Genomic DNA, 23,453 nt, shown 5'->3' with positions numbered 1-23,453 from the left:
CAGGCGCGGGCATTCGGAGGATACTGTGCATATGTACAGTATCCGGGGCGTGCCGATGAACGATGGCGATGCGGCGAAAAGGGCGGGAGCGCAATCACGCCGTGCGATCGACGGGAGCGGTCCTGACGGTCCTGACGGTCCCGCCAACCTCGGCGGCACGGCCAGCATCAAGGGCCGGGGTGCATCGGGCAACGATCGCGTGCGCTTCGAGGCCTGGCAGCGCGTGCCGGACCTCACCCGCGCCGAGGCCGACGCCGCGCACGAAACGGTGATCCGTTTCCGTACCCACGTCACGGACCGGCACGCCCGTTCGATCATTTCGCGCAACGCTTCGCCGGATATCGGTTTCGACCGCTCGATCAATCCTTATCAGGGCTGCGAGCACGGCTGCATCTATTGCTTCGCGCGGCCGTCGCACGCGTATCTGGGCCTGTCCCCCGGACTGGACTTCGAGACGCGTCTTTTCGCGAAGACCAATGCCGCCGCCCTGCTCGAGACCGAGCTGTCGAAGCCCGGTTACCAGCCGGCGCTGATTGCGCTCGGCGCGAATACCGACCCCTATCAGCCGATCGAACGGGAGCGGCGCATCACGCGCGCGGTGCTGGAAGTGCTCGACGCATTCAACCACCCGGTAGGCATCACGACCAAATCGGCGCTGGTGCTGCGCGATCTGGACATCCTGCAGCGTATGGCGGCGCGCGACCTGGTGCGGGTGTATATCTCGGTCGCCACGCTGGACCGCGACATTGCCCGCGCGCTCGAACCGAGAGCCAGCACGCCCGCGCGCCGGATCGACGCGGTGCGCACGCTGGCGGCGGCGGGGGTGCCGGTCGGCGTGCTGGTCGCCCCCATCGTGCCGGCCCTGACCGATCACGATATCGAGAATGTGCTGCGCGCCGCCGCGGAGGCGGGGGCGGAAGCGGCGGGCTATGTGATGCTGCGTTTGCCGCTCGAAGTGCGGGATCTGTTCGTCGACTGGCTGGAACGCCATTATCCGTTGCGGGCCCGGCATGTGATGAGCCTGATCGAGCAGGTACGCGACGGCAAGCACAACGACTCGACCTTTGGCCAGCGGATGCGCGGCACCGGGACGCTGGCGACCCTGATCGCGCAGCGGGTGGCGATCGCGCGGCGGCGCTACGGTCTCGAGGGTGCGCGCCGTCCCCTGCGTACCGATGCTTTCGCCGTGCCTGCCGCGCGACGAACGCCCCCGCACCCGCAGGGCCGCCTGTTCTAGCGCGGCGCCCCAGGACGGGTATCCGGCCGGAAGCCGTCAGTTCAGGCCGCCATGCCCGAGTTGCGCCTCGAAATAAGTCTGGATGCCGATCGCCAGCCCGCCCATCAACACGGATGCGCCCACGAAAAGCGCGGCCATGACGAGCAGGACGACGGTCCAGCCGGAGGCGGAATGCCGCCCGTGCATGGCACTGCCGGCATTGAAGCGTGCGTCCCATTTCGCGTCCGGGCGCAGACCGTAGACGATGGCGGCGAGACATGCCGCGAGCACCGAGACATAGCCGGCGGCGGCGCAGAGCCAGCCGCCGCCGGACTGCAGGTGCGAGGCCATCAAGCGCTCGACGCCGACGACACCCAGGGCCGTCGCCGACAAATGAAGCCAGCCGAAGACGTCACGCGCGCCGTGCAGATAAAAACGATGTGCCCCGAGGCTGCCGAGGAAGAAGGCGAGCGCGGTGGCGAGCGTCTTGGATGTGAAGGCGGGAGGGGCGGCGTGAGCGGACATCGGGACAGGATTCGGCGAGATGGAAGGAGGAGGGCGGATGTGCCGCCCCTATGTTGCTTGGACGCGACGGCCGGGTCAATACGATCCGATGGGCTTGAAGCCGATGCCTTCGCGGGCCGGATCGTGGACGTCGCGGGTGGATCGTGTCTACGACTGCTGGATATTTTAAGCGGCACGGACCGACGTTTCACCGGGATCGGTCCTGCTACAATGCGCCCCAGCTTGGGTTTTCGCAGCAAAGGTCGACGCGACGCGTGCAAGTGTTTGGTGGAGCGGACTTTTCAGGCTATAATCGCGTGTTTTACGCTGCACACACGCTTTCTAGGAATCCAGCATGGTCATCATCCGCCTTTCCCGCGGCGGCGCAAAGAAGCGCCCGTTCTACAACATCGTTGCCACCGATTCGCGTAACCGTCGTGACGGCCGCTTCATCGAGCGCATCGGTTTCTACAATCCGGTTGCCCAGAAGGGCGAGACGCTGCGCATCGCGCAGGACCGTCTGTCCTACTGGACCGGCGTCGGCGCGCAGATGTCGCCGGCAGTCGCACGTCTGGCGAAGGAAGTGGGCAAGGCTGCCGTGGCGGCCCCCGCCGCTGCTTGAGTAAAGCTGCAGGCAAGGGCGTCGTGGGCGCCGGCGCCGCTGACGATGCCGGCCGGAAGACGGCCGAACGGCACGATGCCGATGGGAGGATGGCGGACGATACGTCGCCCGGCGCCTCCTTTGGCGCGTTCAAGCGCCGGGTGGTCGCGAAGGCGGCCCCGGGCCAGCCGGTTGCGCCGGACGGCGACGCAGCCGATGCCGTCGCGCCCCGGCCTGCCGACGACAGTCCCCCGTCCGCCAGCAAGACGCCCGCGACGGCGGACGTCGCGGCCTTGCCGGACGATCTGATCGAAGTCGGTGCGATCGCGCAGGCCTATGGCGTGCGCGGGCAAATCAAGGTCTTCCCGCACGCCAGCGTCGGTCAGGGCGGTGACGCACTGTTGGCCGCCCCCTATTGGTGGGTGTCCGGCGGCCGGCCTCGTTCGACGCGGCGCGTCAAGGTGCTGAGCGCGCGGGTGCATAGCGGTTCGATCGCCGCGGCGCTGAGTGGCAGCGACGACCGCGACGCGGCCGAGGCGCTGCGCGGGTCGACCGTGTCGGTGCGCCGTACGGACTTCCCGAAGCTGCCGAGCGGCGAGTACTACTGGGTGGACCTGATCGGGCTGGATGTGGTCAATCCGGCGGGCACCGCGCTGGGTCGGGTGACCGATCTGCTGGACAACGGTGCGCATTCGGTGCTTCGGGTGGGCTATGAAGTGTGCGGTGAAGCGAGCCCTGAAGCGGCCGATGCCACCGGCAAGGCTACGCTGGGCGAACGTCTGATTCCCTTCGTCGACGCCTACCTGCGCGATGTCGATCTCGCCGCGAAGCGGATCGTCGTCGACTGGGACGTGGATTATTGAAAGGACGATGAGGGCGGGAACGATGCGTTTCGACGTGCTGACGCTTTTCCCCGAGATGTTTCGGGCGCTGACCGACTGGGGCATCACTTCCCGAGCCGCGAAGCAGGGGCGCTATTCGCTCACGACCTGGAATCCGCGCGATTTCACGCAGGACGCGCACCGTACGGTCGACGATCGGCCGTATGGCGGCGGTCCCGGCATGGTGATGCTGGCGCGGCCGCTGGAGGCGACGATCGGCGCGGCACGGCAGGCGCAGCACGCGGCCGGCATCGTCGCGCCGCGCGTGGTGATGTTGTCTCCGCAGGGCGCGCCGCTCAATCACCAGCGGGTGCTGGAACTGTCGCGCGAGCCGGGTCTGGTGCTGCTGTGCGGCCGCTACGAAGCAGTCGACCAGCGTCTGCTCGAGCGCTGCGTCGACGAGGAAATCAGCGTCGGCGACTTCGTCCTGTCGGGCGGAGAGCTGCCGGCGATGGCGCTGATGGACGCGGTGATCCGCCAGTTGCCCGGCGTGCTGGGCGATGCGCAGTCGGCGGAGCAGGACAGTTTCGCCGATGGCCTGCTGGATTGTCCGCACTACACGCGTCCCGAGGAATACGAGGGCATGCGGGTGCCGGACGTGCTGCTGGGCGGCCATCATGCGCAGATCGTCGCCTGGCGCCGGCGGCGGTCGCTGTCGAAAACGCGTGCGCAACGCCCCGAACTGATCGCGGCGGCACGCGACAAAGGTTTGTTGAGCCGGGCCGATGAGGCCTGGCTCGCAAGTCCGGAATCGGCCCTGTAGGCCGGTTCGGGCACAAGGCGACGCGGGCTCCGGCCGGCGTCGATCATCATCCATCCTCTGCCGGGGCCCGCTGCTAAGTGAGATATGAAGCGCGGTATGCAACGCCGGCACGATGGTATCTGGAGTCGTAAATGAATCTGATCGATCAACTCGAACAAGAAGAAATCGCCCGTTCGCTGGGCGACAAGACCATCCCCACGTTCGCCCCGGGCGACACGGTGGTGGTCAGCGTCAACGTCGTCGAAGGCACGCGCAAGCGGGTTCAGGCGTATGAAGGCGTGGTGATCGCGAAGCGTAACCGCGGTCTGAATTCGTCGTTCATCGTCCGCAAGATTTCGTCGGGCGAAGGCGTCGAGCGTACGTTCCAGACGTATTCGCCGCAGCTGGCGAGCATCGTCGTGAAGCGTCGCGGCGATGTCCGTCGCGCGAAGCTGTACTACCTGCGCAACCTGTCGGGCAAGAAGGCGCGCATCAAGGAAAAGCTGGTTCGCAAAGAGCAGCCGGTTCAGGCGTAAAAGCAGTCAAGACAAGGCACCTTCGGGTGCCTTGTTCGTTTTGGGAGTCCCGCCATGCCGACCCGTCCGCTATTCGATCCCGAGCATCTGCCCGTCGAGCCGTCGCACGCCGGGCTGCCTGCCGTGCCGGCCGCGCGTCTGACGGCGGCGGCCCTGCGCGAACGCTTCGCCCGGCGGCCGGCCGTGGACTGGACGCCGGAGCGTGCCGAAGCGGCGCGCGAGCATGCCGGCGACCTGCGCCTCGCCGCCGTGCTGATCGGTCTGATCGACCGGCCGCAGGGCGTCACGGTGCTGCTGACCCATCGGGCCGCGCATCTGACCGACCATGCCGGGCAGATCAGTTTTCCCGGTGGGCGGTGCGACCCCGAGGACCGGGACGCCGCCGACACGGCGTTGCGCGAAGCGTGGGAGGAGGTCGCACTGCCGCGCGAACGCGTCGAGGTTCTGGGTGAGCTGCCGGATTACCTGACCGGCACCGGTTACGCGGTGAGGACGGTCGTGGGCCTGGTACATCCGCCTTTCACCGTCGCCGCGTGCGACGACGAAGTCGCCGAGGTGTTCGAGGTGCCGCTGGCTTTCCTGATGGACCCGGCGAATCACCAGATCCGGGTGTTCCATGCGGGGGACGACAGCCGTCGCTTCTTCTCGATGCCCTATCCCCGGGAGGAGGGCGCCGGCGATCACTTCATCTGGGGCGCGACCGCCGGGATGTTGCGCAATCTGTATCGTTTCCTGATCGCCTGACGGCCTTTGGTGGTATCGTAATGCGCACTCTCGCGCGTCCTGTGGCGCGAGCCCGTTGCGCGAGCCCGTTGCGCGAGCCCCGGGCAAGCCCCTTCGTCATTTCATTCTGAACGCATGACCTTCTTTTCCGTTCTCCTGGCGCTGGTGATCGAGCAGATGCGCGCGCTCGGATCGAACAATCCGGTGGCGGCGCTGCTGCGCTCGCATGCGGCCGGCGCCGGCCGCGGCTTCGATGCGGGGCGGGGGCGGCATGGCGTGCTGGCCTGGCTGGGCGTGGTGGTGCCGTGGACGCTTGGGGTCGGCGTGGTGTATTACCTGCTGTACCGGGTCAGCGTCGTTCTGGCGTTCGCATGGAACGTGGCGGTGCTGTATTTCACGCTGGGTTTTCGCCAGTTCAGTCACTATTTCACCGACATCCACCTCGCGTTGAACAATGACGACGTGCCGCTCGCGCGCGAGATCCTGCGGCAGTGGACGGGCGCCGATACGTCCGAGATGCCGGTCAGCGAAATCGTCCGCCATACCTTGATGTACGCGGTGATCAGTTCGCATCGTCATGTCTTTGGCGTCTTCTTCTGGTTTCTGATTCCGATCGGCCCGGCCGGCGCGGTGCTGTACCGGGTCGCCGCGCATCTGTCGGCGAGCTGGAGCGAGGCCGAGGTCGATCGCAGCGTGCCGTTCGCTGGCTTCGCGCGGCGGGCGTTCTTCGTCATCGACTGGATTCCGGTACGCCTCACCGCCCTCGGTTTCGCGATCGTCGGCAATTTCGAGGATGCCATCTACGCCTGGCGCAACCATGCGCGGCAATGGCCGGATTCGAACGAAGGCACCCTGCTCGCCGCGGGCAGCGGCGCGTTGGGCGCTCGCTTGAGCGGGCCGCTCGCCGAGCCCGCCGCCATCGACGTGCTGGCCGCGGCCGACGCGCAGACGGGAGCGGCAACCGGCACGACGGCGATGCCCGTCGGCGAGGACTGCACGCCGCGCACGCTGCAGTCGGCGGTAGGCCTGGTCTGGCGCGCGGTGATCCTCTGGATGATCCTGCTGCTGATGGTCACGCTGTCGGTCTGGCTCGCCTGAGCCCACCCGGCCGGTCTTCGGGCGCATCGCCCGGAAGACGCCAGGTCCGACTAGCGGACGATCTGTCCCGCTTCGTGCACCAATTGCGCGTACAGGGCATGCCGGGCCGGGGCGATGCGGCCGTCGGCGACCGCGTCCAGCAGCGCGCAGCCCGGTTCGTGCAGATGCCGGCAGTTGTAGAAGCGGCATTGCCCCAGCAATGGCCGGAATTCGGCGAAGGCCCGCTCCAGTTCGCCTTCGCTCAGATGATGCAGCCCAAACTCCTGGAAACCCGGGGAATCCAGCAGGCTGCCGCCATCGGGCAGCGCATAGCGCCGCGTAAAGGTGGTGGTGTGCTTGCCGGAATGAAGCGCCGCCGAAATCTCGCGCGTGGCCGCCAGCGCGCCCGGCACCAGCGCATTCACCAGCGTCGATTTCCCCATGCCCGATTGACCCAGCAGCAACGTCGAGCGTCCCGCCAGATAGGGCGCGAGCATGGCCGCGGTTGCCTCCGGCGCACTGCCTGCCGACGTCTCGATCACGGGGTAACCCAGCGCCTGATAAGGTGCCAGACGCGCCCGGGCGAGCGGCAGCGCGGCGGCTACGTCGACCTTGTTGAGGATGATCAGCACGCCCAGGCCGTGGGCGTCGGCGGCCACCATCGCGCGGCCGATCAGATCCTCGCTGAAATGCGGCTCGGTCGCGAGCACGATCATCAGTTGATCGAGATTGGCGGCGAACAGCTTGGACTTGTACTGGTCCGACCGGTACAGCAGATTGCGGCGCGGCAGGATGTCCAGGATGACGCCCTGGTTCGCGGACCGCGCGGCGAAACGGACCCGGTCGCCCACGGCGATCTCGCTTTTCTTGCCCCGCGGAAAGCATTGCAGCACGGGTGCGTCGCCATCCGGCGCGACCACATAGTGGCGGCCATGCGCTGCGATGACGATGCCCTCGGCAGTGGCGGCGCCGGTGGTCGGCAGGTCGTCCGAAGCGTCCGGACGGGCCGGGTCGTTTGCGTCATCCGGCAATGCGGCATGACCGGCGCCGGGCTTGCCCGCGGTGCCGCGCCGGGCGGCGCGGGGGCGCGGGCTGTCCGCTTCGGGCAGGAGATCGAGGTCCGGCTTAGAACGTGTCATGCGGCGGCGGGAGCGGACAGGGGAGCGGGTGAGAGCAGCAGCCTGTCGATGCGTTGCGAGGCGGGCGGGTGGGAATAATAAAAGGCCGAATAAAGCGGATCGGGCGTCAGTGTCGACGCATTGTCCTGGTAGAGCTTGACGAGCGCGCTGACGAGATCCTGCGCATCGGTCTGGGCGGCGGCGAAGGCGTCGGCCTCGAACTCATGCTTGCGCGAGGTGAGTGCGCTGAGCGGTCCGGCGAAAAACAGAAAGACCGGCATCACCAGGAAGAATAGCAGCAATGCGAGCCCCTCGTTGCCCCCGGTCGGCGAGGGCGTGGTGCCCAGCCCGGTGTAGAACCACGCCTGCTGCATGAGCCAGCCGAGCAGGCCCAGCATCACCAGACTCAGGCCGAAGACCGTCACCATCCGCTTCATCACGTGCCGGCGCTTGAAATGGCCGAGTTCGTGGGCGAGCACCGCCTCGATTTCCGCGCCATCCAGGCGCTCGATCAGCGTATCGAAGAACACGATCCGTTTCGCCGCGCCGAAGCCGGTAAAGTAGGCGTTGCCATGCGCCGAGCGGCGGCTGCCGTCCATCACGAACAGGCCTTTCGCCGCGAAACCGCAACGGCGCATCAGCGCCTCGATCCGCGTGCGCAGGGCCTGATCGTCGAGCGGCTGGAACTTGTTGAACAGGGGCGCGATCAGCGTCGGGTAGAACACCAGCACCAGCACGTTGAAGCCGACCCAGAGCAGCCACGCGTACCACCACCAGAGCGCACCGGCACGGGTCATCAGCCACAGCACCGCGAACAGCAACGGCACCGCGAATACCACGCCGATCGCGGTCGATTTCGCCAGGTCCGCGAAGAACAGCCCGCGCGTCATCTTGTTGAAGCCGAAACGCTCCTCGATGACGAAATGGCGCGCATAGTCGAACGGCAGGTCCACCAGGCTGGTGATGCCGACGACGATCGCGATCAGCGCGATTTCCTGCAGATAGCCGCGGCCCAGGACATGGGCGAGACCGGCATCGATCGCGCCGGCGCCGCCGAACAGCGTCAGCGCGGCGAGCACCACCGCGGCGACCAGCACTTCGGCCACCGTCAACCGCAGCCGCGCCACCGTGTAGTCGGCGGCGCGCTGGTGCGAGTGCAGCGAAATCGCGTCGGCGAAACGCGCCGGCACCGCGTCGCGATGCGCGAGGACATGCCGCATCTGGCGCTGGCCGAGCCAGAGCTTGGTCGCCACCATGGCGACCAGGGCAAGAGCAAACAAATACGTGAACATGAAAGGATCCCCTCCGGAGACTATGCGAGAATTATAGTTTCTTCCGCGTCATTTCCGTCGAACGCCATGTCCATCGAACCCGCTGTCCCGTCCCCCGTGTCTTCCCCCGCTCCCGAATCCGCCCCGGCATCGACGTCGACCGTGCTCGCCCGCAGCGAATTCAACCTGATCTGGGTGGATATGGAAATGACCGGCCTGATGCCGGACACCGATCGCATCATCGAAATCGCGGTCGTGATCACCGATCTGCACCTGAACGTGCAGGTGGAGGGGCCGGTCATCGCGATCCACCAGTCCGACGCGGCGCTCGACGCGATGGACAACTGGAACAAGACGACGCACGGGCGCTCCGGCCTGATCGACCGGGTACGGGCCTCTCCCTTCACCGAGCAGGACGCGATCGAACGGATCCGGGCGTTCGCCGGACAGTACGTGCCGCCGGGAAAGTCGCCGATGTGCGGCAATTCGATCTGCCAGGACCGCCGCTTCATGGCGCGCTGGATGCCCGAGCTCGAAACCTTCTTCCATTATCGGAACCTGGACGTCAGCACGCTCAAGGAATTGTGCCGGCGCTGGCGCCCGGAGCTGGTGAAGGGCTTTCAGAAACGGGCCGCGCACACGGCCCTGGCCGACATCGTCGAATCGATCGAGGAACTGAAGTACTACCGCGAGCATTTCATCCGCACGGAGGCGGGCGCACCGGCGGCGAACCCGGCAGTCTAGCGCCGTGCGCTTTTCGGCCGGAAGGCGTCGACGACCGTCGTGACCGTTTCCACGTAAGGCCCGCCGATCAGATCGATGCAGTACGGAATTGCCGCGAAGATGCCGGGCGTGGTCAGCGTGCCCGATGCATCCCGGGCGCCTTCGAGCGTTTCGCGGATCGACTTCGGCTGTCCCGGCAGGTTGACGATCAGTGCGGCGTGGTCGCCCGTGTCGCGGATCACGGCGACCTGCCGCGAGAGAATCGCCGTGGGCACGAAATGCAGGCTGATCTGCCGCATCTGCTCGCCGAAACCCGGCATTTCCCGGCTGGCCACCGCCAGCGTCGCCTCGGGCGTCACGTCCCGGCGCGCCGGGCCGGTGCCGCCGGTCGTCAGGATCAGGTCGCAGTTCATCCGGTCGACCAGCTCGACCAGCGTCGCCGAGATGGTCGGCGCATCGTCGGCGATCAGCCGCGTCTCGGCCCGCCAGGGGGTCGACAGCGCGGTACCCAGCCAGGCCTCGAGCGCCGGGATGCCGGCATCGGCATAGACGCCGCCGCTGGCCCGGTCGCTGATCGACACCAGGCCGACGACCAGCGTGTCGGCGTCAGTCATCGAAGTGCGCATGGTCGTCGTCCGCCTCGTCGTCATCCGTGCGCGCCGCGTCGTCCGCCTCGTCCTCGCTCCGCACCGCCGGCGAGACCGCGCTCTTCACCCACTGGAACAATTCGCGGTAATACCGTGGCGAGCGTTTCTGCTCGGCTTCGCGGCGCGCGTTGCGGATCAATGTGCGTCCTTCCTGGACATCGACACCGGGATAGCGTTGCAGGAAGTCCGTCAGCGCCTCGTCCGAAGCGATCAACTGGTCGCGCCAGCGCTCGATCGTATGCAGTTTCACCGTCTCCGAGCGGCTCAGCCCCTTGATGACGTCCAGCACGGCGCGCAGCGCCGCCACTTCCTCGTCCGTCAGGCGCCGCATCACCTTGCCGACGAACTGCATCTGCCGGCGCCGGCCTTCGTGGTCGGTAATCTTGCGCACGTCGGTCAGGGCGTCGAACAGGGCCTCGGGCAGAGGCAGTTTGCGGAAGGCCTCCTTCGGCAGTTCCGCCAGTTCCTTGCCCAGCACCTGCAGCGCGAGCATGTCGCGCTTGAGTTGCGATTTGCTCGGGCGATCATAGAGCGGCGCCTCGTCGGCGTCGTCCGCAGCGGGCTCGGCGATGCCGGCCCGGTCCAAATGTCTTTTTCGCGTCATGGGCGAATTGTACAGACCCGGCGGCGCGACGGGCACCCCCGATGCGCCCGATCGCGCGAGCGTCGTGCAGGAACTGTTGCTATGATCGAGCGCATAGAACGCCGTCCCAGGAGAACCGATTCCCCATGCCCGCCCATTCGCGTCTTTTTCCCCATTCCCAGGACCAGCTCAAGGACATCGCGAACGACATCCTGAAGTACGCGCGCGAACTCGGTGCAACCGATGCGGCCACCGAGATTTCCGAAGGCGACGGCCTGTCCGTCACCGTGCGGCGCGACGAGGTCGAGACGATCGAGCATAACCGCGACAAGACCGTCGGCGTGACGGTTTTCGTCGGCAACAAGCGGGGCAACGCGAGCACGTCGGACTTTTCAACGAAGGCGATCCGCGACACCGTGGCGGCCGCGCACAACATCGCGCGCTTCACCGCCGAGGACGACTGCGCGGGCCTGGCCGAGGCGGAACTGCTCGAGCGCGCGCCACGCGACCTGGACCTGTTCCATCCGTGGGACCTGAACGCCGACCAGGCGGTCGAACTGGCGCGCCGGGCCGAGCGCGCGGCGTTCGAGACCGACGCGCATATCGAGAATTCCGACGGCGCGAGCGTGTCCGCGCAGCATTCGCAATTCGTGCTGGCGACCAGCCGCGGTTTCCTTGGCGGCTTTCCGGTGTCGCGCCACTATATTTCCTGTGCGCCGATCGCCGGCCACCAGGGCCAGATGCAGCGCGACGACTGGCATTCGTCGCAGCGCCGCGCGAGCGACCTGCTGGAACCGGAGCGTATCGGCCGCTATGCCGCGCAACGGGCGCTGTCGCGCCTGGGCGCGCGCCCGATCGATACCTGCAAGGCACCGGTGCTGTTCGAGGCGCCGATCGCGATGGGCCTGATCAATTCGCTGGTGCAGGGCGCGAGCGGCGGCGCGCTGTATCGCAAGGCGACGTTCCTGGCGGACAGCGTCGACCGGCCGGTGCTGGCCGATCATCTGAGCATCCACGAGGACCCCTACGTGCCACGCGCGATGGGCAGCGCGCCCTTCGACGACGAAGGGGTGCGCACGCAAAAGCGCGCACTGGTCGAGGACGGCGTGCTGCGCGGGTATTTCCTGTCGACCTACTCGGCGCGCAAGCTCAAGCTGCCGACCACCGGCAACGCCGGTGGCGCGCACAATCTGTCGCTGACCAGCACGCTGACCGATCCGGCCGACGATCTGGACGCGATGCTGCGCAAGCTCGGCCGTGGCTTGTTCGTCACGGATCTGATGGGGCAGGGCGTGAACCTGATCACGGGCGATTACTCGCGCGGCGCGTCGGGTTTCTGGGTCGAGAACGGTGTGATCCAGTTCCCGGTCGAGGAAATCACGATCGCCGGCAATCTGGCGCAGATGTTGCGCCATATCGTCGCGGTGGGCGCGGACCGGCTGGTGCGCGGCAACAAGACCAGCGGCTCGATCCTGATCGAGCAAATGACGATAGCGGGGCGCGCCTAGCGGGGGGACCGCCGAGGTGCGCGCCTAGCGGCGTAAATACTCGACGAAGGCGAAGTCGAACGGCTCCGGCACGCCGCCCCGGTGGGAATCGCGTCGGCTCTCCCGCCAAATGGCCGGGTCCGGCGCGGCGAAGAACGCGTCGCCCTCGAAGTCCGCGTCGATCTGCGTCACTAGCAGGCGGTCCGCCCGGGGCATGCCGGCCGCGTAGAGTTCCGACCCTCCGATCAGAAACGCCTCCGGCGCCGCTTCGCGAACGCATGCCGTCAACGCCGCCTCGAGGCCGTGCACCACTTCGCAGCCGGTGAAACGCCGCTGCGTATCGCGCGTTATCACCAGATTGAGACGCCCGGGCAGGGGCCGGCCGATCGATTCGTGCGTCTTGCGGCCCATGATGACCGGCGCGCCCAGCGTCGTGCGCTTGAAGTAGGCGAGATCCTCCGGCAGGCGCCAGGGCAACCGGTTGTCGCGGCCGATCACGCCGTTGCGGGCACGGGCGACGATCAGGGTCAGGGTGGGAAGGGCAACGCGGGGCGGGGTGGCGGATGTCATCGGCATGCGGGGAAGCGCAGGAGTAGGGCAAGATGCCCTGTATTCTAGCGCGCCGCCCGAATGCCGCGCGACCGTCGCCGGCGCGCGGGTTCCGTACGTGTCCGCTGCCCGCCCCGCGTGGATTCCCCGGCCCCGGCGCAGCGGGTAGAATACTCGCCACGCACGTGCCGCCGCCCGTTGGCTTCCGGGAAAGGCGGCCCATCGCTTCACCGTCTCCAGGGTCATCTGAAATGGATCAGCAGTATCTCGCGGTTCTCCGGCGCCTGCTCGAACAGGGCACGATCCGGGAGGACCGGACCGGCACCGGTACGCGTTCGTTGTTCGGCGTGATGTACCGGCACGACCTGGCGCAGGGTTTCCCGTTGCTCACCACGAAGAAGCTGCACATCCGCTCGATTCTCCACGAGCTGCTGTGGTTTCTGCGCGGCGAAACGAATCTGCGCTACCTGCACGAGAACAAGGTCACGATCTGGGACGAGTGGGCGACGCCCGACGGCGAACTCGGTCCCGTCTACGGCGCGCAGTGGCGTCATTGGCGGAACGCCGACGGCACCACCACCGATCAGATCGCCGCGCTCGTCGCGTCGTTGCGGGACAAGCCGTTCAGCCGGCGGCACATCATCAACGCCTGGAACGTTTCCTACCTGCCGGACGAGGCGCGCTCACCCGTCGAGAACGCGGCGGCGGGCCGCATGGCCTTGCCGCCGTGCCACGTGATGTATCAGTTCTACGTCGCCGACGGCCGGCTGAGCTGCATGCTGACGCAGCGTTCGGGCGACTGGTTTCTCGGCGTGCCGTACAACTGCGCGTCGGTCGCTTTCCTGACGCACATGCTGGCGCAGCAGGTCGGGCTCGAACCCGGCGAAATCGTGCATTCGATCGGCGACGCGCATCTGTATGCGAATCACGTCGAACAGGCGCGCGAGCAACTGTCCCGTGAACCGCGCGCCTTGCCGCGTCTGCTGATCAGGCGCCGGCCGGCGTCGATCCTCGATTACCGTTTCGACGATTTCGAGATTCTCGACTACGCACCGCATCCGTCGATCGCCGCGCCGATCGCGATCTGAACCGCGCCGGGGCGGTCCCGCACCGGTCGCACCCGGCCCCTTCCGCAGCGCTTTTGCGGCATTTCCTGGATAACGACGTGAAACGATTCCCGAACCTGCTGACGCTGCTGACGCTGTTGACCTCTACCCTGCTCACCGCTGCCTGCGCGGGCGGCGATGGCCGATCCGCTGCCGGGTCGACGAGCAGCATGACGATGTACGGCACGATCGATACGGGCGTAGCGGTGCATAACTGAGCGATGCGAGGCGCTTCGGGCCGGTGGGAGGGGCGTGGCGGCGGGGTGCTCCGGGACGGGGTGCGAAGAAGGACCTGGCCCCGATGCGGGCGCGTCTGGTGCCGGAGCGTCGCGGGCGTGGCGGGCATCGTGCTGCTGGCTGCCTGTGCGGGGCCCGTCGGCACGCGCACGCCCGGGCCGAGGTTCGACGACGCGGGGCGGAATGACGCGCGGCACGACGGTCTGGTCACGGATGCGCGCCCGCGCGACGCCGACCCGCTCGACGTGCTGCCGGTCGCGCGCTTCACCAGCCTCGCGGCGGTCGACGATCTGTCGCGTTGCATCGGCGAGCGCTGGGCGCGGCTGTCGGTATTCGCGCCGGGCAAGGTCACGCTGCACCCGGGCTGGCGCGGGCTGATCGTCGACGTGAAGACGGCGCGCGATCCGCTCGCGCGCGCCTATGTCGAGATCTATCCGGCGGCGGGCGTGACCCATGCCGACTATTTCGTGCGCAGCTTCGTCAGCGACCCGGACGAGGACCTGCGGCGCCGGGCCCTGCAAAGCTGCTTTTGACGTCGCTGGCGGCTCGCACACGGCAGCACGGCATGCCGCGTGCGACCCGCCTCAGGCCTCAGGCCTGATTGCCGACCATGTCTTCCGGCTTGACCCATTCATCGAACTGCTGCTCGGTCACATGCCCGAGCGCGAGTGCCGCCTGCTTGAGCGTGGTGCCGTCCTTGTGCGCCTTCTTCGCGATCTGCGCGGCCTTGTCGTAGCCGATGTGGGGGTTGAGCGCCGTCACCAGCATCAGCGACTCGTTCATCAGCGACGTGATCCGCTCGCGGTTCGGCTCGATGCCCACCGCGCAATTGTCGTTGAAACTGAGCGCGCCATCGGCCAGCAGACGCACCGATTGCAGCACATTGTGCACGATCATCGGCCGGAAGACGTTGAGTTCGAAATTGCCGCTCGCACCGCCGAAATTGACCGCGACGTCGTTGCCGAACACCTGGCAGCACAACATCGTCACCGCCTCGGACTGCGTCGGATTGACCTTGCCCGGCATGATCGAGCTGCCCGGTTCGTTTTCCGGAATCGACAGTTCGCCCAGGCCGCAGCGCGGGCCGCTGGCGAGCCAGCGCACGTCGTTGGTGATCTTCATCAGGCTGGCGGCGATGGTTTTCAGCGCGCCGTGCGCGTGGACCAGCGCGTCCGCCGCGGCCATCACCTCGAACTTGTTCGGCGCGCTGACGTAGGGCAGGCCGCTCAGGCGCGCGATCTCCGCGGCGACCTTGTCGGCGAACTCGGGGTGCGCATTCAGGCCCGTGCCCACGGCGGTGCCGCCGAGCGCCAGTTCGTACAGATGCGGCAACGCCGCTTCGACGTGCCGGATGCCCTGGTTCAACTGCGCCACATAGCCCGAGAATTCCTGGCCGAGCGTGAGCGGCGTGGCGTCCTGCAGATGCGTGCGGCCGATCTTGACGATATCGCGGAACGCCTCGGCCTTGCCCTGCAGCGTATCGCGCAGGGTCTTCAGCGCCGGCAGCAGGTGATGCACGATCGCATCGGCTGCGGCCACGTGCATCGCGGTCGGGAACACGTCGTTGGACGACTGGCCGCGGTTGACGTCGTCGTTCGGGTGCACCTTGCGGCCTTCGCCGCGCTCGCCGCCCATCAGCTCGCTGGCGCGGTTGGCGATGACCTCGTTCAGGTTCATGTTCGACTGCGTGCCGGAACCGGTCTGCCAGACCGCCAGCGGGAACTCGTCCGGGTGCCGGCCCGCGATCACCTCGTCGGCCGCGGCGATGATGGCCTGGGCGCGGTCCGCGGGGAGCACGCCGAGCGCCGTGTTGACGGCGGCGGCGGCCCGCTTGACGATCGCCAGCGCGCGGATCAGTTCGGGCGACTGCTTTTCCGACGAAATCTTGAAATTCTGCAGCGAGCGCTGGGTCTGTGCGCCCCATAGCTTGGCGGACGGCACGGCGATTTCGCCGAATGTGTCGCGTTCGAGACGAACGTCGGATGGAGTGTGGTCGGTCATGAGAGGCTCCTTCAGTCAGAGGGGCACGGCGCCGGGGGCCGGCGCCGTGCCGTTTAGATAGGGTAGCGGACAATCGCGCGTGACGATCACGCCATGCATCAAAGCTGGTTCTTCACCGGCAGCACGAAGAATACGCCAGTCAGCAGATTGCGCCACAGGCCGGCGCCCGGGTCGAAGTTGTAGCGCATCGTCCTGCCGTCTTCCAGTGTCGTCCAGACCAGCGACGAGGTCGCCTTGCCCGCGGCGCTCATCGCGGCCAGCGTCGCCTTGTCGGCCAGCGTCACCTGAAAGCTCTCGTCGAGCGATGTCGCTTCGTCGAACAGCTTGACGACCTGCTGGGCCAGCACGGGGCTTTGTACCTCGATCGCCATTTCGGTGTTCAACCCCGCCGAGCGCGGGTCCAGGTTCATCGAGCCGATCAACAGAATCTGCCGGTCCAGGACATAGGCCTTGGCATGCAGACTCGCACGCGATTTCGAGCCGGTCATGCTGGCTTTCGGCCGGCCGTGCACGGGTTTGAATTCGTACAGCTCGACGCCCTTCTCGAGCAGCGGCACCCGGGCCGGCGCATAGCCTGCCTGGACCGCCGGCGCGTCGGTGGCCGCCAGCGAGTTCGTCAGCACGGCCACGCGCATGCCGCGTCCCACCATGTCGCCCAGCGCATCGATCCCTGTCTTGTGCGGCACGAAGTAGGGCGAGATGATCAGCAGTTCCGTCTTCGCCTGCGTCGACAATTCCTTCAGCCGCTCGACCGGCGGACTCACGTAGTCGTCCGTGGGCGCGACGATCTTGCGCGGCGTATCCGAATAGAAGGACGCCTGGGCCCAGGTCAGACCCATCTCGCCGGTGCGGATCTGACGCGCCAGCGGCGGCTCGTCCAGGTTCGGACCGCCGGTCACCGCCGACATCTCGTCCCAGTGGGCGTGCAGTTTCGCGCGCACGCTGGCGATATCGGCGGGATCGAAGCGCTGATTGTTCAGCGCCTTGAGCGGATAGGCCTCCTCGCTGTTCCAGAACACGTCGAAACTGTCGGAAATCTTCGGCACGATCGGGCCGACCGAGAGAATATCGATATCGCGGAAGGAGAGCGTCGGGCTGGCATCGAAGTACTCGTCGCCGACGTTGCGCCCGCCCGTGATGGCGGCCTGATTGTCCGCGATCATCGCCTTGTTGTGCATGCGCCGCGTCAGCGAATCGAGGTGCGTGACCACGTTCGCCATGCGTCGCAGGCCGGTTTCGTTATGCGTGACGAAGGGGTTGAAGACCCGGATCTCGATGTTCGGCGTCGAGTTCATCGTCGCCATCGTCGAGTCGATGTCCTTGAAATTCATGTCGTCGAGGAGCATGCGCACGCGCACGCCGCGCTGCGCCGCGCGCAGCGCCGCCTCGAGCAGCAGCTTGCCGGTATTGTCTTCCTCGGCGATGTAGTACTGGATATCGAGCGTCTTGCTGGCCGAACGCGCCAGCGCGATACGCGCGCTGAGCGCTTCCGATCCTTTCACCAGCAGGCGGAAGCCCGACTCGCCCGGGTGCGCGGCGCGCGGCGCGGCGAAGGAACTGGCGAGCGGTCCCGGCGTATCGGGCGCGATGGCGTGCGAAGGATCGCGCACGAAGCTGGAGGCCGCGGGGCGCGTCGTCGCGCAACCGACCAGCGCGAGCAGTGCGGCCGCGCCGAACGCCAGGGCCAGCGTGCGGATTGCAATGAAGGGGGAGGTGGTGCGGGGTTGTTCCTGACCTGCGACAGACACAGACTCATACGGCATTACGAAAACACCTATTATGTTGCGCACGAAATGAAGGCCGCCGTGCCCGTGCTGCGACGGTGGTCAGGCGTTCCCATGGAATCCTGAAGAAAGTGCGTCATTCTAAGAGAAATTCGCGAATCGGTTGTCGGTGCGTCGATTCGCGCGGGGTGCGCGCAACGGTGTCTGCCGACGTTCGCGCCCGATGTACGCGACGGTACCGACAATGCCTGCGTGCGGCATGTGCGTCGGGGCCCGACAATGCCATCCGGGCAGCGCGGTCTTTGCTATACTCTCGATTCGCGACGGCAGGACCCGCGCCGGGCAGTTCCGGCAAGGGTCCCGCTGTCGCGACAGCAGCGAAATGACGTCACACCGGTCCGCTCCCCGTAGTTCAACGGATAGAACAAGTGCCTCCTAAGCGCTAGATACAGGTTCGATTCCTGTCGGGGGGACCATGAAGTGCCCCGATAGCAGCAGCGTTTCACCATTGGAACCCCGTACAGCCTTGTGCCACGGGGTTTTTTTATTGGGCGATCCGCGACGTCAGCTGCCGGTATTTATGACCGAACCCCCCTTTCGATCACCTGGCGCCTGTATCTTTGTTGCGTCGAAGCCGCAATACGCAACGAAATCAGGCACTTTTACTGCCCGGTACACTCCGCACGGTATTTTTTTTACGGTAATGTTGGTGTCACGGGCAGCGATCAATCAACGGTTGGGGCGGAGGCGGCTATGGGCGTCGAATTTCTGGCAGGTGGCGTGGCGGTGATGGGTATTGCATTGATCACGGGGTGTCACGACGCGTGGCGCGGGCTGCGTCTCAGGCGCGCGGTCGGGTCGCTGCAACGCAAGCAGGGGTAAGCCAGCCGCGCGGTGTGGATCTCTCAGAATTCCACCGCGGCGAAATCCCCCTTGCCGACGTCGCACAGGGGGCAGCGCCAGTCTTCCGGGATGTCCTCGAAACGCGTGCCCGGCGCGATGCCTTCTTCCGGCAGACCTTCTTCCTCGTTGTAAATCCAGCCGCAAATCAGGCAGACCCAGCTTCTGTACTCGATGATGTCGCTCATTGCACCACGGTTTTTCAGGTAAAAGACGGGCCGGCGGCCTGGCCCGCACGAGACGACCCACCGGTTCAGCCGCGATCTTAGCCGATTTTTTCCGGGCGCTCCCGCCAGGAGGCGCCGTCCGCGTGCCCGCTCCCCCGGTTTTTCCCGCCGCGCCGACGCGCGCCACGCCGCATCCGGGCCAGGCCGAAAGACAGGTTGCCACCATACAGGCATCGCCGTGGCCCGCCGCCCGGTACAATGCGTATTTTCCCGAGCTTTGTCACGACCATGTCGATGTATTCCATCACCGGTGCACAACTGGCCTTCGGCCATGTCGCCTTGCTTGATCATGCCGATTTTTCGATCGAGACGGGCGAGCGCGTCGGTCTGATCGGTCGCAACGGCGCCGGTAAGTCGTCCCTGTTGAAAATCGTCGCCGGCCTCGCGCAGGCCGACGACGGTCTGGTGTCCCGGCAGCAGAACCTGCGCATGGTCTTCGTCGAGCAGGAACCTGTGTTCACGCCCGGCGAAACCGTGTTCGACGCGGTGGCGTCCGGCCTCGGCGATTCGATCCGCCTGCTCGCCGAATACGACGAGGTGTCGATGCAGCTCGGCGAAGCGGCGGACACCGATGCGCTGATGGAGCGCCTGACCACGCTGCAGGCGGCGCTCGATGCCCAGGATGCGTGGCAGTGGCGCCATCGCGTGGAGACGACGCTCGAGCAGTTGACGCTGGACCACACGCTGCGCGTCGAGGACCTGTCCGGCGGCATGCGCAAGCGGGTGGCGATCGCGCGCGCGCTGGTCAGCGCGCCGGATCTGCTGCTGCTCGACGAACCCACCAATCACCTGGACTTCGACGCGATCCGCTGGCTCGAGACGCTGCTGATCTCGCTGCGCACCAGCCTGCTGTTCATCACGCACGACCGGGCCTTTCTGGACCGGGTGGCCACGCGCATCATCGAACTCGACCGCGGCCGCCTGCTGTCCTACCCGGGCAATTTCGTCGCCTACCAGGAGCGCAAGGAACAGCAACTGGAAACGGAGCGCGTCGAGAACGCGAAATTCGACAAGCTCCTGGCGCAGGAGGAGGTCTGGATCCGCAAGGGCGTGGAGGCGCGGCGCACGCGCAGCGTCGGGCGGATCGCGCGGCTCGAATCGATGCGCGGCGAGCGCGCCGAGCGGCGCAACGTCCAGTCGAACGTGAAACTCGACGTGAGCCACGCGGACCGCTCCGGCAAGATCGTCTCGGAACTGACCGATGTGACGATGACCTACGGCGGGCGCACGCTGATCGAGAAGCTGTCGTGCACGGTGATGCGCGGCGACAAGATCGGGCTGATCGGGCCCAACGGCGCGGGCAAGACGACGCTGATCAAGCTGATGCTGGGCGAGATCCAGCCGGCTTCGGGCAGCCTGCGCACGGGCACCAATATCGAGGTCGCGTATTTCGACCAGATGCGCGCGCAACTGAATCCGGAAAGCAGCCTGGCCGATACGATCGCGCCGGGTTCGGACTGGGTGGAGATCAATGGCGCGCGCAAGCACGTGATGAGCTATCTCGGCGACTTTCTGTTCTCGCCGGAGCGCGCGCGCTCGCCGGTGAAATCGCTCTCGGGTGGCGAGCGCAACCGGCTGCTGCTCGCGCGTCTGTTCGCGCGGCCGTCGAACGTGCTGGTGCTCGACGAGCCGACCAACGATCTGGACATCCCGACGCTCGAACTGCTCGAGGAACTGCTGACCGACTATGCGGGCACCGTCCTGCTGGTGAGCCATGACCGCATTTTCCTCGACAATGTCGTCACCTCGGTGATCGCCTTCGAAGGCGAGGGCCGCTGGCGCGAATACGTCGGGGGCTTTTCCGACTGGCGCATCCAGTCCGCGCGCGCGGCCCAGCTGGCCGGCAGCGAGCAGCCTTCGGCACCGGCGCCCAAGGCGGCAAGTACGCCAGCGAGCGGCGCGGCGGCCACATCCGGTGCGGCGGCGGGCGCCGCGGCCGCACGCCCGGTCAAGCTGTCCTTCAAGGAGCAGCGCGAACTGGAAACGCTGCCCGCGGAGATCGCCGAACTCGAAACCGAGCAGAAGCACCTGTCCGGGTGCATCGAGGAAGGCAGCGTCTTCGTCAACGATCCCGCCGAGGGCACCCGCCTGACCGATCGCTTCGCCGAAATCGACGACGCGCTGTTCGCCGCGCTGGAGCGCTGGGAAACGCTGGAAGCGAAGTCGCGCGGCCTGAAGTCCTGACGCGGGCCTTGAAAGCGGGCCTTGAAGGCAAGCCTTGAAGGCAAGCCTTGAAGGCAAGCCCCGAGGGAACGTCTTGCCGCGGCGGCTGGTCAAATCGGGCGCTGCCTGGCCGTGCCGGGGTTGCGCTGCCGGCGCGCCGGCAGCGATGCGTCGCGTGCGCGGACGCGGCCTCGCCCGCGTGGCGAGATAGGACGCATCGAAGCGGCCGAGACAGTAGAATACCGCCCATGGCGAATCACGGCGGCACCCCGTCGCACGGCTGCGATGCGTCGACGGATGATGCCCCCGGCGCCCGTGGGTCCCCCGCATCGCGGACGCGGCGCGGGACACGCGGCGCATGCCGTGCGTCCGACGCCGCGTCCGGCCATGCCCTGAATTGAAAACCTTGTCCGCCAATCGGTTGCACCGGCGGCGGCCGATCTCGACTCATGTCCAAAAAATCCCCGAATCCCGCATATAGCGAAGCCTCGATCAAGGTCCTGAAGGGCCTGGAGCCCGTCAAGCAGCGACCGGGCATGTACACCCGTACCGAAAACCCGCTGCATATCATCCAGGAGGTGATCGACAACGCTTCCGACGAGGCCCTCGGCGGCAACGGCCACCGCATCGCCGTGACGCTGCATGCGAACGGCGCGGTCAGCGTGGAAGACGACGGCCGCGGCATCCCGTTCGGCATCCATCCGGAAGAGGGCGTCAGCGTCATCGAAATCGTCTTCACCCGGCTGCATGCCGGCGGCAAGTTCGACAAGGCCGCCGGCGGCGCCTATACCTTCTCGGGCGGCCTGCACGGCGTCGGCGTGTCGGTGACGAATGCCCTGTCCACGCAGCTGGACGTCACCGTCTGGCGCGACGGCAAGGTCGCCGACATCGGTTTCGAACACGGCGCGGTCACGCGCGCGCTGACGGTGCGCCCCGCCGCCCGGGGCGAGAAGCGCTCCGGCACCCGCGTCACCGCGTCGCCGGACCCCCGGTATTTCGATTCGCCCGGTCTGCCGCAGGCGGAGTTGCAGCGGCTGTTGCGCTCGAAGGCGGTGCTGCTGGCCGGCGTCGAGGTCGAACTGCTGATCGAGAAAACCGGCGAACGGCTGACCTGGCAGTACGAGGATGGCCTGCGCGGCTATCTGCTCGAAGGCCTGCAGGGCACCGAACCGCTCGTGCCCCTGTTCGAAGGCGAACGCTTCGCCGAACCGTCGCGCGGCGGCGAGGAAAGCTTCGCGCCGGGCGAGGGCGCGGCCTGGGTGGTCGCGTGGACCGAGGAAGGGTCCCTGTTGCGCGAATCCTATGTGAACCTGATTCCCACGCCCGCGGGCGGCACGCACGAATCGGGTCTGCGCGACGGTCTTTTCCAGGCGGTGCGCGGTTTCATCGAGATGCACAGCCTGCTGCCCAAGGGCGTGAAGCTGCTCGCCGACGACGTCTTCTCGCGCGTGTCCTACGTGCTGTCGGCGAAGGTGCTCGATCCGCAGTTCCAGGGACAGATCAAGGAACGCCTGAACAGCCGCGACGCGGTCAAGCTGGTGTCGGCCTTCACCCGTCCCGCGCTCGAATTGTGGCTGAACCAGCATGTCGAGTACGGCCGCAAACTGGCCGACCTGGTGATCAAGCAGGCACAGGCGCGTACGCGCGCCGGGCAGAAGATCGAGAAGCGCAAGAGTTCGGGCGTGGCGGTGCTGCCCGGCAAGCTGACCGATTGCGAATCGACCGACATCTCGCGCAACGAACTGTTTCTCGTCGAGGGCGATTCCGCGGGCGGTTCGGCGAAGATGGGACGCGACAAGGAGTTCCAGGCCATCCTGCCGCTGCGCGGCAAGGTGTTGAACACCTGGGAGACCGAGCGCGACCGGCTCTTCGGCAACAACGAGGTGCACGACATCGCGGTCGCGATCGGCGTCGATCCGCACGGGCCGAACGACATGGTCGACCTTTCGGGCCTGCGCTACGGCAAGATCTGCATCCTGTCGGACGCCGATGTCGACGGCTCGCATATCCAGGTGCTGTTGCTGACCCTGTTCTTCCGGCATTTTCCGCAGCTGATCGACCGTCTGAACGTGTATATCGCGCGTCCGCCGCTGTTTCGCGTCGACGCGCCGGCGCGCGGCAAGCGGCCCGCGCAGAAAATCTACGCGCTCGACCAGAGCGAACTCGAGGCGATCCTCGACAAGCTGCGCAAGGAGGGAACGCGCGAGACGCAATGGAGCATCAGCCGCTTCAAGGGGCTGGGCGAAATGAGCGCCGAGCAGTTGTGGGACACGACGATGAATCCCGACACCCGCCGGCTCGCGCCGGTGGCGCTGGGGGACTTCGATTTCGCGCGAACGGTCGAGATGATGACGATGCTCATGGGCAAGGGCGAGGCTGCGGCCCGCCGCCACTGGCTCGAGGAAAAGGGCAACGAGGTCGAGGCCGATATCTGATA

General features: G+C 66.8%; 24 protein-coding genes and 1 tRNA gene. 16 read left to right on the top strand and 9 right to left on the bottom strand.

What is annotated here, in order from left to right; genetic code table 11:
- The first annotated feature begins 31 nt into the window (after positions 1–31).
- Positions 32–1,237, top strand: coding sequence for a PA0069 family radical SAM protein (locus OVY01_RS15690; protein WP_267848510.1), 1,206 nt, complete (start codon positions 32–34; stop codon positions 1,235–1,237).
- Positions 1,238–1,273: 36 nt separating this feature from the next.
- Here OVY01_RS15690 and OVY01_RS15685 read toward each other — a convergent pair whose 3' ends face one another.
- The gene (locus OVY01_RS15685; protein ID WP_267848509.1) at positions 1,274–1,741 is read right to left on the bottom strand and encodes a TM2 domain-containing protein; all 468 of its coding nucleotides are present in this window, start codon (positions 1,739–1,741) and stop codon (positions 1,274–1,276) included.
- A 334-nt stretch (positions 1,742–2,075) separates the two neighbouring features.
- Here OVY01_RS15685 and rpsP point away from each other — a divergent pair, with 334 nt between their 5' ends.
- From rpsP to OVY01_RS15655, 6 genes are all read left to right on the top strand, one after another.
- The gene (rpsP, locus tag OVY01_RS15680) at positions 2,076–2,342 is read left to right on the top strand and encodes a 30S ribosomal protein S16 (protein ID WP_267848508.1); all 267 of its coding nucleotides are present in this window, start codon (positions 2,076–2,078) and stop codon (positions 2,340–2,342) included.
- Positions 2,339–3,184 (top strand): ribosome maturation factor RimM, encoded by an 846-nt coding sequence (gene rimM, locus OVY01_RS15675; RefSeq protein ID WP_349293529.1) that lies wholly within the window; start codon positions 2,339–2,341, stop codon positions 3,182–3,184. The genes rpsP and rimM overlap by 4 nt, the downstream gene beginning before the upstream one ends.
- 22 nt (positions 3,185–3,206) lie before the next feature.
- Entirely contained in the window at positions 3,207–3,965 is a 759-nt protein-coding gene (trmD, locus tag OVY01_RS15670; protein WP_284700910.1) for a tRNA (guanosine(37)-N1)-methyltransferase TrmD, read from the top strand.
- A 131-nt stretch (positions 3,966–4,096) separates the two neighbouring features.
- Positions 4,097–4,480 (top strand): 50S ribosomal protein L19, encoded by a 384-nt coding sequence (gene rplS, locus OVY01_RS15665; protein ID WP_267848507.1) that lies wholly within the window; start codon positions 4,097–4,099, stop codon positions 4,478–4,480.
- 54 nt (positions 4,481–4,534) lie between these two features.
- Complete coding sequence (locus OVY01_RS15660) at positions 4,535–5,224, top strand: CoA pyrophosphatase (protein WP_267848506.1); 690 nt, start codon at positions 4,535–4,537, stop codon at positions 5,222–5,224.
- 114 nt (positions 5,225–5,338) lie between these two features.
- Positions 5,339–6,301 (top strand): CobD/CbiB family protein, encoded by a 963-nt coding sequence (locus OVY01_RS15655; RefSeq protein WP_267848505.1) that lies wholly within the window; start codon positions 5,339–5,341, stop codon positions 6,299–6,301.
- A gap of 50 nt (positions 6,302–6,351) precedes the next feature.
- Here the strand turns inward: OVY01_RS15655 and rsgA are convergent, their stop codons facing one another.
- Together rsgA and OVY01_RS15645 are read right to left on the bottom strand one after the other, a co-directional pair.
- Positions 6,352–7,419 carry a ribosome small subunit-dependent GTPase A gene (gene rsgA / locus OVY01_RS15650; protein ID WP_267848504.1) on the bottom strand — a complete coding sequence of 356 codons (1,068 nt, stop codon included), beginning with the start codon at positions 7,417–7,419 and terminating at the stop codon, positions 6,352–6,354.
- A complete protein-coding gene (locus OVY01_RS15645; protein ID WP_267848503.1) occupies positions 7,416–8,690 on the bottom strand; it encodes a M48 family metallopeptidase in 1,275 nt (424 codons plus the stop codon). The genes rsgA and OVY01_RS15645 overlap by 4 nt, the downstream gene beginning before the upstream one ends.
- 66 nt (positions 8,691–8,756) lie before the next feature.
- Here OVY01_RS15645 and orn point away from each other — a divergent pair, with 66 nt between their 5' ends.
- Positions 8,757–9,413, top strand: coding sequence for an oligoribonuclease (orn, locus tag OVY01_RS15640; RefSeq protein ID WP_267848502.1), 657 nt, complete (start codon positions 8,757–8,759; stop codon positions 9,411–9,413).
- On the opposite strand, the gene mog is transcribed toward orn, so the two are convergent.
- Complete coding sequence (mog, locus tag OVY01_RS15635) at positions 9,410–10,018, bottom strand: molybdopterin adenylyltransferase (RefSeq protein ID WP_267848501.1); 609 nt, start codon at positions 10,016–10,018, stop codon at positions 9,410–9,412. The two genes, orn and mog, sit on opposite strands and share 4 nt — an antisense overlap.
- On the bottom strand, positions 9,999–10,643 hold the full coding sequence (gene yjgA / locus OVY01_RS15630) for a ribosome biogenesis factor YjgA (RefSeq protein WP_267848500.1): 645 nt from the start codon (positions 10,641–10,643) through the stop codon (positions 9,999–10,001). The genes mog and yjgA overlap by 20 nt, the downstream gene beginning before the upstream one ends.
- A 125-nt stretch (positions 10,644–10,768) precedes the next feature.
- On the opposite strand from yjgA, the gene pmbA reads away from it, so the two are divergent.
- Positions 10,769–12,130, top strand: coding sequence for a metalloprotease PmbA (pmbA, locus tag OVY01_RS15625; RefSeq protein WP_267848499.1), 1,362 nt, complete (start codon positions 10,769–10,771; stop codon positions 12,128–12,130).
- A 24-nt stretch (positions 12,131–12,154) separates the two neighbouring features.
- On the opposite strand, the gene OVY01_RS15620 is transcribed toward pmbA, so the two are convergent.
- Complete coding sequence (locus tag OVY01_RS15620) at positions 12,155–12,679, bottom strand: dihydrofolate reductase (RefSeq protein ID WP_267848498.1); 525 nt, start codon at positions 12,677–12,679, stop codon at positions 12,155–12,157.
- Between the two features lie 230 nt (positions 12,680–12,909).
- Between OVY01_RS15620 and OVY01_RS15615 the strand changes: the two genes are divergently transcribed.
- From OVY01_RS15615 to OVY01_RS15605, 3 genes are all read left to right on the top strand, one after another.
- Positions 12,910–13,746 carry a thymidylate synthase gene (locus OVY01_RS15615; protein ID WP_267848497.1) on the top strand — a complete coding sequence of 279 codons (837 nt, stop codon included), beginning with the start codon at positions 12,910–12,912 and terminating at the stop codon, positions 13,744–13,746.
- A gap of 77 nt (positions 13,747–13,823) precedes the next feature.
- On the top strand, positions 13,824–13,982 hold the full coding sequence (locus OVY01_RS15610; RefSeq protein WP_267848496.1) for a hypothetical protein: 159 nt from the start codon (positions 13,824–13,826) through the stop codon (positions 13,980–13,982).
- Between the two features lie 117 nt (positions 13,983–14,099).
- On the top strand, positions 14,100–14,534 hold the full coding sequence (locus OVY01_RS15605) for a hypothetical protein (protein WP_267848495.1): 435 nt from the start codon (positions 14,100–14,102) through the stop codon (positions 14,532–14,534).
- A gap of 58 nt (positions 14,535–14,592) precedes the next feature.
- Here OVY01_RS15605 and fumC read toward each other — a convergent pair whose 3' ends face one another.
- Positions 14,593–16,002 (bottom strand): class II fumarate hydratase, encoded by a 1,410-nt coding sequence (gene fumC, locus OVY01_RS15600; RefSeq protein WP_267848494.1) that lies wholly within the window; start codon positions 16,000–16,002, stop codon positions 14,593–14,595.
- 98 nt (positions 16,003–16,100) lie between these two features.
- Positions 16,101–17,765 (bottom strand): phospholipase D family protein, encoded by a 1,665-nt coding sequence (locus tag OVY01_RS15595; protein WP_284700901.1) that lies wholly within the window; start codon positions 17,763–17,765, stop codon positions 16,101–16,103.
- Between the two features lie 362 nt (positions 17,766–18,127).
- On the opposite strand from OVY01_RS15595, the gene OVY01_RS15590 reads away from it, so the two are divergent.
- Positions 18,128–18,202, top strand: a tRNA-Arg gene (locus OVY01_RS15590).
- Positions 18,203–18,479: 277 nt separating this feature from the next.
- Complete coding sequence (locus tag OVY01_RS15585; protein ID WP_267848492.1) at positions 18,480–18,608, top strand: hypothetical protein; 129 nt, start codon at positions 18,480–18,482, stop codon at positions 18,606–18,608.
- 23 nt (positions 18,609–18,631) lie between these two features.
- Here OVY01_RS15585 and OVY01_RS15580 read toward each other — a convergent pair whose 3' ends face one another.
- Positions 18,632–18,814, bottom strand: coding sequence for a rubredoxin (locus tag OVY01_RS15580; RefSeq protein WP_267848491.1), 183 nt, complete (start codon positions 18,812–18,814; stop codon positions 18,632–18,634).
- Positions 18,815–19,081: 267 nt separating this feature from the next.
- Between OVY01_RS15580 and OVY01_RS15575 the strand changes: the two genes are divergently transcribed.
- Both OVY01_RS15575 and OVY01_RS15570 read left to right on the top strand, forming a co-directional pair.
- A complete protein-coding gene (locus OVY01_RS15575; protein ID WP_267848490.1) occupies positions 19,082–21,037 on the top strand; it encodes an ATP-binding cassette domain-containing protein in 1,956 nt (651 codons plus the stop codon).
- A 428-nt stretch (positions 21,038–21,465) separates the two neighbouring features.
- Positions 21,466–23,451 carry a DNA topoisomerase IV subunit B gene (locus OVY01_RS15570; protein WP_267848489.1) on the top strand — a complete coding sequence of 662 codons (1,986 nt, stop codon included), beginning with the start codon at positions 21,466–21,468 and terminating at the stop codon, positions 23,449–23,451.
- Positions 23,452–23,453: the final 2 nt, after the last annotated feature.

It is taken from the genome of Robbsia betulipollinis (genome assembly GCF_026624755.1).
GTDB lineage: Bacteria > Pseudomonadota > Gammaproteobacteria > Burkholderiales > Burkholderiaceae > Robbsia > Robbsia betulipollinis.
The sequence above is the reverse complement of the archived record's forward strand: the minus strand, read 5'-3'. Positions and strand labels throughout refer to the sequence as shown.